Raw genomic sequence first — 14,206 nt, 5'->3', positions numbered from 1 at the left:
GCGGTGCCCCGCGGAGCGTCAGCCCCGGATGATGTCGTCCGCGATGCGTGCGGCGTCATCGATGGGCACCGCGAAGCCGATGCCGATGTTGCCGGAGGAGTAGCCGAGCGTCGCGATCGACGTGTTCACCCCCACGACGCGGCCGTCGAGCCCGACCAGCGGCCCGCCGGAGTTGCCGGGGTTGATCGACGCGTCGGTCTGCACGAGCGGCTGCGCCGATCGCTGCGAGGTCCGTTCGAGGGCGCTGATGATGCCCGAGGTGACGGTGCCGTTCAGGCCGAGCGGGGACCCGACCGCGATGACGGACTCGCCGATCCGCAGGTCGGCGCTGCGTCCGAGGTCGGCTGCGGGCACGGTCAGGCCGGTCGCCTCGATGACCGCGATGTCGCTGTCCTCGTCGCTGCCGACGACCCGGCCGTCGGTGCTGGTGCCGTCGGGCAGTACGAGCCGTACGGCCGACGAACCGTCGACGACGTGGTGGTTCGTCATGACGTGTCCGGCGTCGTCGATGACGAAGCCGGATCCGCTCCCGCCGGTCGTGCGGACCTGCACGACGCTCTGCAGCATCCGCTGGGCGGCGTCCTCGGCGTCGGTCGCAGTACCGCCGGACGAGCCGGACGTCCCCGACGAGCCGGACGTGCCGGACTGCTGCCGACCGGCCACCGGGGCGCTGACCGGGGAGTCCGGGGTGACGAGCAGGGCGCCGGTGACCCCCGCGGTGCCGCCGAGGACGAGCGCGGCGACGAGGACGGTCGCGGTTCGGCCGCCGCCCCGCCGCTCGCGGCGCGGTGCCGGCTCGTCGAACTCGGATCGGCGGGTGGCCGGGTCCGGTGGGGGGCCCTGGACGGGCGTGGGGACGGACGGGAGGCCCGTTGCGAGCTGGTCCCGGGCCTCCCGTCCGCCGTCTGGTCGCGCAGATCGCTCGGGCGGTGCGCCGGTGGACCAGTGCTGTGGACCTGCGGACCGGCCGATGCCGGGCGGGGTGTCACTCATGGTCGTGTCCTCGTGTTCAGACGATGCGGGCGAACCAGCGGAGGGAGAGCGCGCCGGCGGTGAGGGCGAGGAGCATGCCGAGCAGGGCGAGCCACGGCGTGATCTCGACGGGTTCCTCGTGCCAACCGATCGACGAGCCGATGTCCTGGTAGACCTCGCGGAGTTCGTCGGTGCTGGACGCCCGGTAGAACCGTCCGTCGGTCTCGTCCGCGAGCTGGCGGAGCGAGGTCTCGTCGACGGGGACGGCCTGCTGCGTCCCCCAGAGGTTCGCGACCCCGGAATCGGTGCCGTAGGCGATGGTGGAGACGGGCATGCCGGCTTCGCGAGCTGCTTCGGCGGCCGCGGCGGGTTCGCGCCCGGTGGTGTTCGCGCCGTCGGAGAGCAGCACGAGTCGCGCCGGGATGCGCTCCGGTTCCCCGGACCCGCCGGGGGTCGGGGACGGCGACGCCGAGCCGGTGGCACCCTCGTCACTGAGGCGGTCGACCTCGCCGACCGCCTCGAAGACGGCCTCGCCGATCGCCGTCCCACCGCCGCCGTCGTCCATGCCGGCGATGGCCTCCCGGACCGCTTCGTGGTCGCGGGTGGCCGGAGCCAGGACGTCCGCGCCGCCGGCGAAGGCGATCGCCCCGACGTTGAACGTCTCCGGCATCTCGGCGACGAAGGACTCGGCGGCGGACTTGGCGGCCTCGAGCCGGTTCGGGTCGACGTCGTCGGCCTGCATCGAGCCGGACGTGTCGATCGCGACGATGACCGTGGCACGCTCGTACGGCACCCGGACGTCGATCTCGGGGCGCGCACCGGCGAAGCCGAGGGCGGTCAGGCCGACCAGGACGAGCGCCGCGGGCAGGTGCCGACGCCACCGGGGCTGCTTCGGGACGAGCTTGTCGAGCATCGGCAGGGTCGCGAAGCGCACGGCGTACCGACGGCGTCGGCGCTGGACGAGCAGGTACGCCACGGCGAGCGCCGCCACCGGCACCAGGGCGAGCAGGAACCAGGGTGTGAGGAAGGTCATCGGGTCCTCCGTGCCGATCGGGCGGGCGTGCGGTGCCGGCGGTGGATGAAGCGGGTGAGTTCGCGGCCGAGGTCATCGTCGGTGCGCAGGACCAGGTGGTCGGCCCCGGCGGCGCCGACGGCGGTGGCGGTGGCCGCGCGGTGGGCGGCTGCTCCGGCGGCGTACGCGGTGCGGAGTGCCCGGTCCGAGGTGGCGACGACGCGCTGGGCGCCGGACTCCGGGTCGACGAAGACGACGTCGCCGACGTCGGGCAGGTCGAGCTCGCGGGGGTCGAGCACCTCGACGACGATGACCTCGTGGCGTGCCGACAGCCGACGCAGGGCGGGTTCCCACGGCAGCCGCGCGCTGTCGGTCGCCGGCTGGTCGAGCAGGTCACTGATGACGACCCGCAGACCGCGGCGGGGCGCCTGGGCGGCGAACACGCGGAGCGCTGCGGCCAGGTCGGTCGTCGGGACGCCGTCGCGGGGGCCCGGATCGGCACGGAGCACGCGGCGGGCGGTGGTGCGACCGGCGCGCGGAGGGGTCCAGCGGATCCCCTCGGTGCCGACGACGCCGAGTCCCACCCGGTCACCCGCGCCGGTGGTGAGCAGGCCGATCGCCGCCGCCGTCCAGGTGGCGACGTCGGCCTTCTCACGGTCGGTGGTGCCGAAGGCCATGCTCGGCGAGCGGTCGACCAGCACCCACGTCTCGAGGGCGTGCTCAGCGCGGGTGAGCCAGACGTACGGTTCGCCGGCGCGAGCCGTGGCGTTCCAGTCGATCCGGCGGACGTCGTGCCCGGGCTGGTAGCGCACGAGTTCCTCGGGGTCGCTGCCCGTGCCGAGGGACAGGCCCTGGTGGTCGCCGTGCACCGTGCCGTCGACACGGCGCCGGACGGTGAGCTCGAGGCGGCGGAGCCGTGCGGCGTCGCTCACGGCGTCGCCTCGTACGGGGTGGAAGCGGCCGCGGCGGGGGACTGCGCAGCTGGGGGGTACTGCGTGTCACCGCCCGCCGCGACCGCGCTCGGGTCCTCGGACGACGCGATCCGAGGCTGCGGGACGGCCGCGAGCACGGCCTCCACAGCGGTCCTGGGGTCGATCCCGTCGGCGACGGCGTCGAAGGTGAGCACGAGGCGGTGCGCGAGCACGTCGGAGGCGACGTCCGCGATGTCACCGGGCAGCACGTAGTCGCGGCCCCGGAGGAGCGCGAGCGCCCGGGCCGCGGCGACCAGGCCGAGCGACCCGCGAGCACTGACGCCGTACTCGAGCACTCCGTCGAGGGTGTGCACGCCGTACCGGTGCGGGTGGCGGGTCGCCATCACGAGCTGCACGGCGTACATGGCGACCGCGTGGTGCACGAAGACCTGCTCGGCTTCGGCCTGCAGCCGGACGATGTCCGGCACCGTCAGGATCTGCTGCGCGCGTGGCCGGTCGGCGCTCATCCGCTGCACGATGGTCAGCTCCCCGAGCTCGTCGGCATGGTCGACGTCGACCTTGAGCAGGAAGCGATCGCGCTGCGCTTCGGGGAGCGCGTACACGCCGTCGTTCTCGATCGGGTTCTGGGTGGCGAGCACGATGAAGGGGTCGGGGAGCCGGTGGGTCTGCCCACCGATCGAGACCTGCTGCTCGGCCATCGCCTCGAGCAGCGCCGACTGCACCTTGGCGGGAGCGCGGTTGATCTCGTCGGCGAGCACGAGGTTGGCGAACACCGGTCCGGGTTCGACGTCGAAGGTCTCGGTGGACGGCCGCCAGACCCGCGTGCCGACGATGTCGGACGGCATCAGGTCGGGGGTGAACTGCAGGCGGACGAAGTCCCCGCCGACGACGGTGGCCAGGGTGCGGACCGCGAGGGTCTTCGCGACGCCGGGGACGCCCTCGAGCAGCACGTGGCCCCGGGCGAGCAGCCCGATCATCATCCGCTCGACCATGGCGTCCTGGCCGACGACCACGTGCTTGACCTCGAACAGTGCGCGTTCGAGGACGGCTGACGCGGACGGCGTCGTGTACGGGTCGGCGTGGGCGGCTTCGGTCATGGTGTCCTCCTGTCGTTCGGGTGCGTCCCACTCCAGTCGCCAGGGGCGAAAACGACGGGAAGCCGGATCGAAACCGGACCGAAAAGGGGGAACGGACAGTACCTGTCAGTCGCCCAGCCGCCCTGGTTACCGTGAGGCATGCGCGTGCTGATGGTGGAGGACGAAGCCGGTCTGGTGACCGCGTTGCGCGTCGCCCTGCAGCGTGAGGGGTACGCGGTCGACGCCGCCGGCACGCTCGGGGACGCCCGCGGGAAGCTCGCCGTCACGGACTACGACATCGTCCTGCTCGACGTGAACCTGCCCGACGGCGACGGCTTCGCGCTGGCGGGCGAGATCCGCGCCGGGGCCGACGGGTCCGCCGGCACCGGACGGACCGGGCCGCGGATCCTCATGCTCACCGCCCGTGGGCAGCTGCGCGATCGGGTCCGCGGGCTCGACCTCGGTGCCGACGACTACCTGGTGAAACCGTTCGCGCTCGTCGAGCTCACCGCCCGGATGCGCGCACTCACCCGGCGCTCGGGCGAGGCCGCGTCCTCCGTGCTCGTCGACGGCCCGATCGTCGTCGACACCGCGCGGCAGCTCGCGCGCCGTGGCGACCGCGAACTCGCGCTGACCCTGAAGGAGTTCGGGGTGCTGCGGTACCTGCTCGGCCGTGTCGGCTACGTGGTGTCGGCAGAGGAACTGCTCGAGCACGTGTGGGACGAGAACGCCGACCCGTTCACGCAGACCGTCCGGGTCACGGTGGGCACGCTCCGCCGGAAGCTCAGCGTCGCGGACGAAGAGCCGGCGATCGAGACCGTCGTCGGCCGCGGGTACCGGCTCCGGGAACTCACCGAGGACGGCACCGGGGACTCGTCGACGCTCGGAGCGCCAGCCGCGCCGGTACGGGCGGTCGGCGCGGCCGGCGCTGCGTCGTGAGCGCGCTCGACCGGGCCAGGCGCGAGGTCGGCGACCGCCGGCTCCTCCGCCTGCCGGCCTGGGCACGCACGATCCGGATGCGCCTGACCCTGACGTACAGCGCCGTCCTGTTCGGGATCACCGCACTCGCCCTCGCCGCCGTCTACGTCGCCCTGTCGAGCACGGTCAGCGCCGAGCCCCTCAACCCCGTCACGGTGAAGAAGTTCTACAAGGCCGCCGACGGCACGATCGTCTACAAGCCCGGCGAGCAGTTCCAGGTCGCCGACCTCGAGACGGTGCAGCGCGCCGTCAACTACACGTCCCTGCAGTCGCTGCAGCAGTACTCGATCATCGCCCTGGTCGTGATGTTCGTCCTGAGCCTGGCGATCGGGTGGTGGGTCGCCGGCCGCGCGCTCCGCCCCGTCGGTGCGATCACCCGGGCGACGCAGGAGATCACCGCGACCGACCTGTCACGCCGCATCGACGCGTCAGGACCTCCCGACGAGCTGCACACCCTCGCCGACACCATCGACGGGATGCTCGACCGGCTCGACCGCGCGTTCCGGGCCGAACGGATGCTCGTCGAGGACGTCTCCCACGAACTGCGGAACCCCGTCGCCGTCGTGCAGTCGAACGTCGAGGCCGTCCTCGCCGACGACGCCGCCACCCCGGCCGAACGGCAGGCGTCAGCCGACGTCGTGCTGCAGTCCACCCGGCGGATGAGCCGCCTGCTCGAGGACCTGCTCGCGACCGCCCGCACCCGGTCCGAGGCCTTCACCGACCGCGACGTCGACGTCGCGCGGCTGGCCGCGTCCGCTGCTGCGGAGTACGGGATCCTGGCGAGCCGCCGCGACCTCACGATCCGCGAGCGGATCCACGGCGGCCCGGTGGTGTTCGCCGATCCCGACGCCCTGTCGCGCGCACTCGGTAACCTGCTCTCGAACGCCGTCCGGCTCGCACCCGTCGGCTCCACCGTGACGATCGGCGTCGGGAGCGTCCGCGGGTGGGCGTGGCTCGCGGTGCGTGACGAGGGCCCCGGCATCGCCGACGATGCCCGGCCTCGGGTGTTCGACCGCTTCTACCGGGAGTCCTCGGACGCCTCCACCGGCAGCGGCCTCGGGCTGTCGATCGCGCGCCAGATCGTGGAGAGCCACGAGGGCCGCCTCCGCCTCGAGAGTCGCGGCTCCGACGGGTCGACCTTCGTCATCTGGTTGCCGGAGCGCGCCGTGCCGGGCGCCCCGACGAGGACGGACGAGCCGCCGGACGGCGACCCGCTCGCCTGAGTGCCGACCCCGTGACGGCCAGGAGGCCCGTGGCGCCGCCGCCACGGGCCTCCTGGCCGTCTCCTGGTCGCGTCAGGCCTCCGGGATCACCCGCTCGAAGCGGCTCGTGTCCGCACCGTCGGGGTCCGGGCCGTTCCGGCGGCCCGTGTCGAGCGCGTCCAGGGCCCTGAGGTCGTCCTCGGAGAGCACGAAGTCGAAGACGTCGAAGTTCTCCGCGATCCGTCCGGGGTTCGTCGACTTCGGGATCGCGTTCCGCCCCTGCTGCACGTGCCAGCGGAGCATCACCTGCGCCGGCGTCTTGCCGTGCGCCTGGGCGATGGTCCGGATCGTCGGGTCGTCCATCACGCTGACCCGCTCGTCACCCCAGCCCGGGTAGAAGGTGATCCCGCCGATGGGGGACCACGCCTGGTCGAGGACCCCGTGCTCCGCGTCGGCGCGCTGCACGTCCGGCTGCGTGAAGTACGGGTGCAGCTCGACCTGGTTGAGCGCCGGGATGACGTCGGTCGCGTCGAGCAGCGACTGCAGGTGGTGCGGCATGAAGTTGCTCACGCCGATCGCTCCGACCCGACCGTCGGCGTACAGCGCCTCGAGCGCCTTGTACGCCTGCACCGTCCGTTCGAAGCGGTCCGGCGCGGGCTGGTGCAGGATCAGCACGTCGACGCGGTCGAACCCGAGCTTGCCGGTGGCCTTCTCGAACGCGTGCAGGGTCTCGTCGTAGCCGTAGTCGGAGACCCAGATCTTCGTCTCGACCACGATCTCGTCGCGGTCGACGCCGGAGGCGCGGATGCCCTCGCCGACCTCGCGTTCATTGCCGTACGCGGCGGCCGTGTCGATGTGGCGGTACCCCTCGACGTCCGTCGTCGGGGACGGACGGTGCACCTGGTACAGGTCGATGCGGTCGGTGCCGAGGCGGCGCAGGGAGTTTTCGACCTCCTGCATGATCCAGCGGCGCGAGCCCCCGGAGCGGTTCGGGCCCTCGCCCATCGGCATGAAGAACTTGGTGGCGAGGACGACGTCGTCACGGCGGCCCTTGATGGCCTTGCCGACGATCTCCTCGGAGATGCCGTCCGAGTAGGCGTCGGCGGTGTCGACGAAGTTGATGCCGGCGTCGAGCGCGCGGTGGATGATCCGGATCGAGTCCTCCACGTCGGCGTTCGCCCACGGACCGAACATCATGGTGCCCAGAGCGAGCGGGCTCACCTCGACGCCGGTGCGTCCGAGCTGGCGGTACTCCATGGTTTCCTCTCCGTGCCCGCGGGTCTCGCCGGGCACGGCTGCCACGCTAGGCCGGTCACCGACGGCGAAAGGGGGGAGGACCGTACCTCCCTCGGTTGGCGGTGCCGACGCGCAGGTCACGGGACACGTCGCGGGCAACCTGCACGTCGGGAACACCCGGCAGCAACTGCTCGACGTGCTCACCGTCCTGGTGCCGGTGATCGGCTACCCGCGGACGCTCAACGGGCTCGCCGCCGTGAACGAGGGCGCGCCTGCCGATTGACGCTCAGATCGCGAGCTCGACATCGTGACCGTTGACGGTCACGATGATCCGTGGGTTCTCGGCACCGGTCGCGGTGATGTAGCTGCGGAGCGTGGAGAGCAACATGTCTTCTCGCCGCTCCATCTGGGACACCGCGCCCTGACTGATGCCGAGCTCGTGCGCGATCTCGGCTTGGGTGCGCTTGCCGGCTTCGCGGACCATCGCGAGGCTCATCGCGTGGATGCGGTCGAGTTCGTCCGCTTCGACCTCGAGTGCGGCCACCGCGTCTGCGACGCCGGGGCGCTGCATCATCTGTTCGAGGCGGTCGTTCCCGCGTACGAAGTCTTCCTTGCCCATCATGCTTCCTCGGTCTCGTTCCGCCATCGGTTGATCAATCGATGTGCATGCGGCGACATTACCTGCGACTGATAATAGCTGCAACTAATATCGAGCGCAAGGGCAACGATGTGGTGGGGGTGCGGTCCTCAGACGACGAGGGGGCCAGCCACCTCGAGCCGGTCGTGGTCGACCTGCCAGCGGACGGCATCGAGCACCGTCTGTTCGGCGGTGAACGCGGGCGTGTAGCCGAGCAGACGGCGGGCCTTCTCGACGCTGAACACCTGGCTGCGTGACAGGTGCTCCCAACTGGCGCCAGCGTGCTCTGGAGTCGTGGTCTCGCGGAACCGGTCCCAGCTGACGGAGTGGAGCCGGGCCTCCTGGGCGAACCACGACGCTGCCAGGTGGGCGTACCCACGCGCGGTGAGCGCCGTCGGGGCCGTGATGAAGAAGTCTTCGCCGACCGCCGCATCGCGGCGTTCGACGGCGAGCTGGAAGGCCTGCGCGACGTCGTCGGCGTGCACGTGGGCCATCGTCTCGGCGCCGAGACCGGGGACCTCGATCGTCTCGCTGGCGGACAGCCTCGTCAGCACCGAGGGGTCGAGGTTGCCGAGCGGACCGATCGGCATCCAGCCCGGCCCGCTGATGTGGCCAGGGTGCAGCGTCGTCGTCGCCAAACCCCCTGATGCGGTTTCGTCCTTGAGCATCCGGGCGATCGCGTCCTTCTGCACTCCGTAGTCACCGAAGGGTGGCGTGAAGTCGTCCTCGGTGATCGGCAGCACACGGGATGCACCCGCGCGCCAGATCGAGCCGCAGTGCACCAGGTGCGTGCCGGTCCCGAGCAGTGATTCGACGAGGGCTTCGGCGGAGGCGACGGTGAAGCAGACGAGGTCGACGACGGCGTCGGCGCCGAGCGCGGCGATCCGCGTGCCGAACGTGCCGTCGCGGTCCTCCTGCTCGCGGTCCGCGCTGACGCGGTCGACCCGCTGCCACTCGGGGGAGTCGGCGTAGGGGGTACGGGTACCGCGGCTGACGGCGACGACCTCGTGACCGGAGCGGACGAGGCGGGGGACGAGGAACGTGCCGATGTGGCCGGTGGCTCCGATGACGACGATGCGCATGCGGCACACGGTAGGCCGAGCCGCTTCGGATCGTGAGCAGGAACGGTCGGGTGCCGATGGGCGACCCGACCGTTCCTGCTCACGAAGCGTGTGCGGCGCCGTGCCTCTGCCCGCTACGCGGAGGGCTCCGCGACGACGGCACGCATCGCGGCCTCGGTCGCGGCTGCGAGTGCTTCCGCCGGCTCCGACAGCAGGCTCTTCACGAAACGTGAGTCGTCGTCGGCGAGGACCTCGAACACACCTGCGACGGCGCCCTCGTAGGCCTGGGCAACCACGTCCTCCGGGCGGGACTTCGGGACGTCGAACCGGGCCCCCATCGCCGTGTCGACCATGCCCACGATGAGTCCCGTGACCGTGGTGCCCCGCGGTGCGAGTTCCACCCGGAGCCCGTTGGTCGCGGACCAGGCAGCCGCCTTCGACGCGGCGTACACGGTGGGGATCGGGGTCCACGCGGCGAGCGACAGGACGTTGAGGATCGCACCACCGCCGTTCGCCGCCAGGATCGGTGCGAACGCCGCCGACATCCGGATGGTGCCGAAGGTGTTCGTTGCGAAGACCCGCTCGAGGGACTCGTCCGAGGGTGCGGCGATGGAGGCGTCCGCCGCAGGCGCGATGCCCGCGTTGTTCACCAGCAGGTCGACGTCCGGCGCCGCCGCGGCTGCGGCCTCGATCGACGACGGGTCGGTGAGATCGAGCACGAGCGGCTGGACGCGGTCGTCCTCCCACGCGCGCGGCGAGCGAGCCGCCGCGTAGACCCGGCGCGCACCACCGTCGAGCGCCTGCCGGACGAACTCGGTTCCGAGGCCCCCGTTGGCGCCGGTGACGAGGACGGTGCGGTTCTCGAGCTGGTTGGACATGATCACTCCTGCAGTAGGCTGGCGAAACGGGGAATCTCCCCGGATCATTATGTGGGGATGGTCCCCACTTAGGTCAAGCCAGGAGTGCAGATGCGTGCCGATGCCCAGCGGAACCGGGACGCGATCCTTGCCGCAGCGCGCGAGGTGTTCGACGCCGACGGCATACTCGCGCCCATCGACGGCATCGCCACCCGCGCCGGGGTCGGGAACGCGACGTTCTACCGGAACTTCCCCACCCGCGACGACCTGCTCGCGGCCGTGATGGACGACAGCGTCCGCGCGATCATCGGCGACTCGGCGGGACTGGATGCCCTCGACGCCGACTCGGCGCTGCGCGAGTGGATGTTCCGACTGACGTGGCAGCTGCGCGTGTGGCAGAACCTGCCCTCGTGCATCGCCGACGCGATCGAGGACGAGGATTCCCCGATCCGGACGTTGTGCGCACGACTCACCGCGCGCACCGCGGAGCTGCTCGACCGTGCTCGGGCGGCGGGAACCGCGTCCGCGGTGGAGGCCGCTGCGGTGTTCGAACTGCTGACGACGGTGTCGTGGGGGGTCGACCGGTTCGGGGACGACGAAGAGCGAGCCCGGGAACGGGTCCGACTCGCGACCGCCGGAGTGCTCGCCGCGCGGTGAGGCGTGCCGCCCGCCGCCTCGCGCTGATCAGTCGGCGGTGATGACCTTCACGGAGCCGGCGATGGTCGCGGCGTCCTCGGCGAGCGCCACGACCGGGTCGGGCAGGCGCGTGGTGGCACCGACGAGCTTGCGGGCACCCCATCCGACGAACGACCCGACGATGGCGCCGACGCCTCCGAGGATCGCGCCCTCGATGCGCAGGTCGCGCTTGCCGGTCGTCCCGAGCGCGGCGCCGACGAGCGCGCCGGAGCCGATGCGACCGACGAGGCCGGCGGGGGAGATGCGGTTCGGGGTCATCGGCAGCTTGTCGCCGATGAGCTCACCGACGGCCGAGGCGACGAGGAGTCCGCGGCCGAGCGGGGTGCTGAAGACCTTCCAGTCCTGCCACGAACCCTTCAGCGAGGACCGGTCGTGGTTCAGCGCCAGCACCGCGAGCGGGGTGGCACTGCGGCCACCGCTCAGGATGCCGAGCACCAGGGTGCGGACCAGGGTGTGCTGCTCGTGCTGCTTGCTCATCGTGTCTCCAGTCGTGATCAAGTCCGACCGTACGCACGTGCGCCGCGAGCGCTCCGAGGGTCCTCACGGACTGCGGGTACTGAGCCGGCCCGAGTAGCGTCCGCCGCATGAGCAACGTCATCGTCTTCGGCGGCCACGGCAAGGTCGCACTCCTCACCACCCGCATCCTCAGCGAGCGCGGCCACACGGTCACCTCGGTCATCCGCGACGCGGACCAGTCCGACGAGATCCGTGCCCACGGCGGCGAGCCCCGGGTCGCGGACATCCAGCAGCAGTCCCTGACCGACTTCGCGGAACTCGTCCGCGGGCACGACGCCGTCGTGTGGTCCGCCGGTGCAGGCGGCGGGTCCGTCGACCGGACGTGGGCGATCGACCGCGACGCCGCGATCCTGTCGGTGCAGGGCGCGAAGCAGGCCGGCGTCGACCGCTACGTCATGGTGTCGTGGTCCGGGTCGCAGCTCGACCACGGGGTGCCGCAGGACGACGACTTCTTCGCCTACGCACAGTCGAAGGCGATCGCCGACGCCGTGGTGCGCGACTCCGGTCTGCAGTGGACGATCGTGGCGCCGAGCACCCTGACGGACGACGACGCGACGGGTTCGGTGGACTGGGACGGCTCCTCGACCGACGTGCCGCGTGGCGACGTCGCGCACGTGATCGCCGACGTGCTCGAGACCCCCGGCACGGCGGGCAACACCATCCGGTTCAACTCGGGATCGACGCCGGTGGCGGACTTCCTGCGTGCCGACGCGGTCTGACGGTCGGGCGCTGCCCGGAGCCGCGCGTCAGTAGATCGCCGCGATGCCGGTCATGTCACCGAGCCCGAGCGTCCGCGATCCGGTGTCGCAGTACCCGCCGGACGGCTCCATGACCTGACCGGTGCCGGTCTTCACGTGGCCGAGCCCGTACAGGTGCCCCCACTCGTGCGTGGCGACGGCCTGGGTGTCGAACCGGGCGCCTGAGCAGGTGGCCGTGGAACTCCACTTGTAGCTCGTGGCGTACCGCTGGTCGGACTCCTTGGCGACGCCGTTGCCGTCGTACCAGACGCACGTCACGCCGAGGGTCCCGGAGGGCAGCTTGCCCCACCCGACGACGCTGTAGCCGTTGCTCTTCGAGCACGCGCCCTTGTCGGTGAGCCCGGGTGCCTGGGTCGCCAGGCGCACGTAGGAGTTCCGCGCGGACGAGGTCACGGTGCGGTCGCACGACGAGATCGTGCCCGTCCACGCGTTCGCCGCCTTGCGCAGGGCATCCTTGGCGTACGACGACTTCTGGCCGGACTCGTTGTAGTACCACTGCACCGTGCTCGCCCAGCGGTACCCGTTCCGTGCGTTGGCCGTGCTGGTGCACTTGGTGGTGGCCGCGGTCGTGGCGGCCGGCGCGGCAGCCGCCGCACTGGCCGCGGCGCTCCGCGCCTGCTCCCGGCGGACCGCCGGTGCCGAACCGCTCCACGCCTCGTCGATGCGGACCGCGACACCCCCGGTGCCGGTGTTCGCGATGACGACCTCCGCCAGCTCGGGAGCACCCGGCGCCGCGGAGCTGCTCGCCATCACGCTCTCACCGGGGGCCGGCACGGCGAACGTGCGGCCGTCCGGCAACACGACCGTGCCGGACGCGACCGTGCACCCCGTCCGGAGCGTCTGCACCGAGAGCGTCCCCGCGGCGCAACGGCTGCCGGCCGCCGACGCGCTCGGCGTCGCCGCCTGCGCGGGTGCCGCCGTGGCGGTGAGGCCGACGACGAGTGCGATGACCGCCCCGGTGGTGAGCGTGTTCCTGACAGGACGCATGGTTGCCCTTCCCGCGGCGAGCCCCTGTGCCCGCCGTCCCTGATCGGGTCCATGCTCGCCGATGGGCACCCGTCAGGTCCAGGGCTGCGCCAACAGGACAGATGCTGCCCCGCCCACGCGTTCGGTCAGCGCAGCCGCTCGACCATCGGACACGCGAACGGATCGCGCGCCGCCAGACCGACCTCGTTGAGGTAGCGGACCACGATGACGTAGGAGTGCACCAGCGTCGTCTCGGTGTACGGCACGCCCTGGTCGGCGCAGTACCTGCGGACCATGTCCCGGGCCGCGCGCAGGTTCGGGCGCGCCATGCTCGGGAACAGGTGGTGCTCCACCTGGTGGTTCAGCCCGCCCATGAAGTACTCGACCCACGCGCCGCCCCCGATGTCGCGCGAGGTCAGGACCTGGCGTGAGAAGAAGTCCACGCGGCGGCCGGGTTCGATGACGGGCATGCCCTTGTGGTTCGGCGCGAACGCGATGCCCATGAGGAACCCGAACACGGCGAGCTGCACGCCGAGGAACGCGAAGGCCATGCCGACCGGCAGGAACCAGAACACGACCCCCAGGTAGAGCACGAACCGCCCGACGAAGACGGATCCCTCGGCCCACCGCCGCTTCACCGGGCCGCGGCTGGTGTACGTGCGGATCGACTGCCAGTGCAGGTTCACACCCTCGACCAGGAGCATCGGGAAGAACGCGTAGCCCTGCACCCGGACGAGCACGCGCAGGAAGCCGGTCCGGCTGGCGGCGTCCTCGGGCCGGAACGAGATCGCGTCGAACGAGATGTCGGGGTCCTTACCGACCGTGTTCGGGTTGGCGTGGTGCCGGGTGTGCTTGTTCATCCACCACGCGTAGCTGATCCCGGTCAGGAACGTGCCGGCGTAGCGGGCCGCTCGGTCGTTCCAGTGGTGCGACGCGAAGACCTGACGGTGTGCGGCCTCGTGGGACAGGAAGGCGAACTGCGTGAACAGTGCGCCCAGCACGCCGGCCACGATCAGCTGGTACCAGGAGCCGCCGAGCACGGCGAACGCCCCGCCCGTGATGCCGAGCAGCACGGCGAGCACGGCGATGAGACCCCAGTACCAGCCCGTCCGCCGGCCGAGGAGCCCCGCGGTGCGCACCTGCGCGAGCAGCGCGGTGTACGTCGAGGTGGTGTCGGCTCGGGGCGACCGTCGTTCGGTCTTCCGGTAGCCCGTCGGTACGACCAGTTCGTCGCCCATGGTGTCCTCCTGGATCCAGTGCTGCGCCTGCAACCGGGGTCCGGGGCTACGACTTGCTGGTGATCGTAC

General features: G+C 71.7%; 15 protein-coding genes and 1 pseudogene. 5 read left to right on the top strand and 11 right to left on the bottom strand.

The genetic code is table 11. The features are described 5' to 3' along the window. Window positions 1–18: 18 nt before the first annotated feature. From EDF63_RS04210 to EDF63_RS04195, 4 genes are read right to left on the bottom strand one after another with little or no spacing between them, the layout of a single operon-like run. Window positions 19–993, bottom strand: a complete 975-nt coding sequence (locus tag EDF63_RS04210) for a S1C family serine protease (protein ID WP_123311451.1) — start codon at window positions 991–993, stop codon at window positions 19–21. A 16-nt stretch (window positions 994–1,009) separates the two neighbouring features. Next, on the bottom strand, window positions 1,010–2,005 hold the full coding sequence (locus tag EDF63_RS04205) for a VWA domain-containing protein (protein WP_123311449.1): 996 nt from the start codon (window positions 2,003–2,005) through the stop codon (window positions 1,010–1,012). After that, window positions 2,002–2,916 (bottom strand): DUF58 domain-containing protein, encoded by a 915-nt coding sequence (locus EDF63_RS04200; protein WP_123311447.1) that lies wholly within the window; start codon window positions 2,914–2,916, stop codon window positions 2,002–2,004. Before EDF63_RS04200 ends, EDF63_RS04205 begins: the two co-directional genes overlap by 4 nt. After that, window positions 2,913–4,013: a MoxR family ATPase gene (locus EDF63_RS04195; RefSeq protein WP_123311446.1), complete on the bottom strand. Its 1,101-nt coding sequence runs from the start codon at window positions 4,011–4,013 to the stop codon at window positions 2,913–2,915. Before EDF63_RS04195 ends, EDF63_RS04200 begins: the two co-directional genes overlap by 4 nt. A 138-nt stretch (window positions 4,014–4,151) precedes the next feature. Between EDF63_RS04195 and EDF63_RS04190 the strand changes: the two are divergent. Further along, window positions 4,152–4,835 (top strand): annotated as a pseudogene (locus EDF63_RS04190) (response regulator transcription factor); the annotation flags it as partial. Between the two features lie 92 nt (window positions 4,836–4,927). Further along, window positions 4,928–6,193 carry a cell wall metabolism sensor histidine kinase WalK gene (locus tag EDF63_RS04185; RefSeq protein ID WP_221180525.1) on the top strand — a complete coding sequence of 422 codons (1,266 nt, stop codon included), beginning with the start codon at window positions 4,928–4,930 and terminating at the stop codon, window positions 6,191–6,193. A 72-nt stretch (window positions 6,194–6,265) separates the two neighbouring features. Here EDF63_RS04185 and EDF63_RS04180 read toward each other — a convergent pair whose 3' ends face one another. Next, complete coding sequence (locus EDF63_RS04180) at window positions 6,266–7,429, bottom strand: aldo/keto reductase (RefSeq protein WP_123311442.1); 1,164 nt, start codon at window positions 7,427–7,429, stop codon at window positions 6,266–6,268. Between EDF63_RS04180 and EDF63_RS19100 the strand changes: the two genes are divergently transcribed. Then, complete coding sequence (locus EDF63_RS19100; protein ID WP_395871345.1) at window positions 7,317–7,691, top strand: carboxymuconolactone decarboxylase family protein; 375 nt, start codon at window positions 7,317–7,319, stop codon at window positions 7,689–7,691. The two genes, EDF63_RS04180 and EDF63_RS19100, sit on opposite strands and share 113 nt — an antisense overlap. A 3-nt stretch (window positions 7,692–7,694) precedes the next feature. Here EDF63_RS19100 and EDF63_RS04170 read toward each other — a convergent pair whose 3' ends face one another. The 3 genes from EDF63_RS04170 to EDF63_RS04160 all read right to left on the bottom strand — a co-directional run bounded on the left by EDF63_RS04170 (window position 7,695) and on the right by EDF63_RS04160 (window position 9,984). Beyond that, the gene (locus EDF63_RS04170) at window positions 7,695–8,030 is read right to left on the bottom strand and encodes a sigma factor-like helix-turn-helix DNA-binding protein (protein WP_260232967.1); all 336 of its coding nucleotides are present in this window, start codon (window positions 8,028–8,030) and stop codon (window positions 7,695–7,697) included. 125 nt (window positions 8,031–8,155) lie between these two features. Continuing rightward, complete coding sequence (locus tag EDF63_RS04165) at window positions 8,156–9,127, bottom strand: NAD(P)-dependent oxidoreductase (RefSeq protein WP_123311440.1); 972 nt, start codon at window positions 9,125–9,127, stop codon at window positions 8,156–8,158. A gap of 113 nt (window positions 9,128–9,240) precedes the next feature. Further along, complete coding sequence (locus EDF63_RS04160; protein WP_123311438.1) at window positions 9,241–9,984, bottom strand: SDR family oxidoreductase; 744 nt, start codon at window positions 9,982–9,984, stop codon at window positions 9,241–9,243. Window positions 9,985–10,074: 90 nt separating this feature from the next. On the opposite strand from EDF63_RS04160, the gene EDF63_RS04155 reads away from it, so the two are divergent. Further along, window positions 10,075–10,620 carry a TetR/AcrR family transcriptional regulator gene (locus EDF63_RS04155; protein WP_123311436.1) on the top strand — a complete coding sequence of 182 codons (546 nt, stop codon included), beginning with the start codon at window positions 10,075–10,077 and terminating at the stop codon, window positions 10,618–10,620. 27 nt (window positions 10,621–10,647) lie between these two features. On the opposite strand, the gene EDF63_RS04150 is transcribed toward EDF63_RS04155, so the two are convergent. Beyond that, window positions 10,648–11,157, bottom strand: a complete 510-nt coding sequence (locus tag EDF63_RS04150) for a DUF4126 family protein (protein ID WP_185021283.1) — start codon at window positions 11,155–11,157, stop codon at window positions 10,648–10,650. An 86-nt stretch (window positions 11,158–11,243) separates the two neighbouring features. On the opposite strand from EDF63_RS04150, the gene EDF63_RS04145 reads away from it, so the two are divergent. Further along, window positions 11,244–11,894: an SDR family oxidoreductase gene (locus EDF63_RS04145; protein WP_123311432.1), complete on the top strand. Its 651-nt coding sequence runs from the start codon at window positions 11,244–11,246 to the stop codon at window positions 11,892–11,894. A gap of 27 nt (window positions 11,895–11,921) precedes the next feature. On the opposite strand, the gene EDF63_RS04140 is transcribed toward EDF63_RS04145, so the two are convergent. After that, window positions 11,922–12,920 (bottom strand): matrixin family metalloprotease, encoded by a 999-nt coding sequence (locus EDF63_RS04140; protein WP_123311430.1) that lies wholly within the window; start codon window positions 12,918–12,920, stop codon window positions 11,922–11,924. 125 nt (window positions 12,921–13,045) lie between these two features. After that, window positions 13,046–14,137, bottom strand: a complete 1,092-nt coding sequence (locus EDF63_RS04135) for a fatty acid desaturase (RefSeq protein WP_123312205.1) — start codon at window positions 14,135–14,137, stop codon at window positions 13,046–13,048. Window positions 14,138–14,206: the final 69 nt, after the last annotated feature.

This window comes from Curtobacterium sp. JUb34, from assembly GCF_003755065.1.
Taxonomy (GTDB): domain Bacteria; phylum Actinomycetota; class Actinomycetes; order Actinomycetales; family Microbacteriaceae; genus Curtobacterium.
This window is presented reverse-complemented; position numbering and strand designations above follow the sequence as displayed.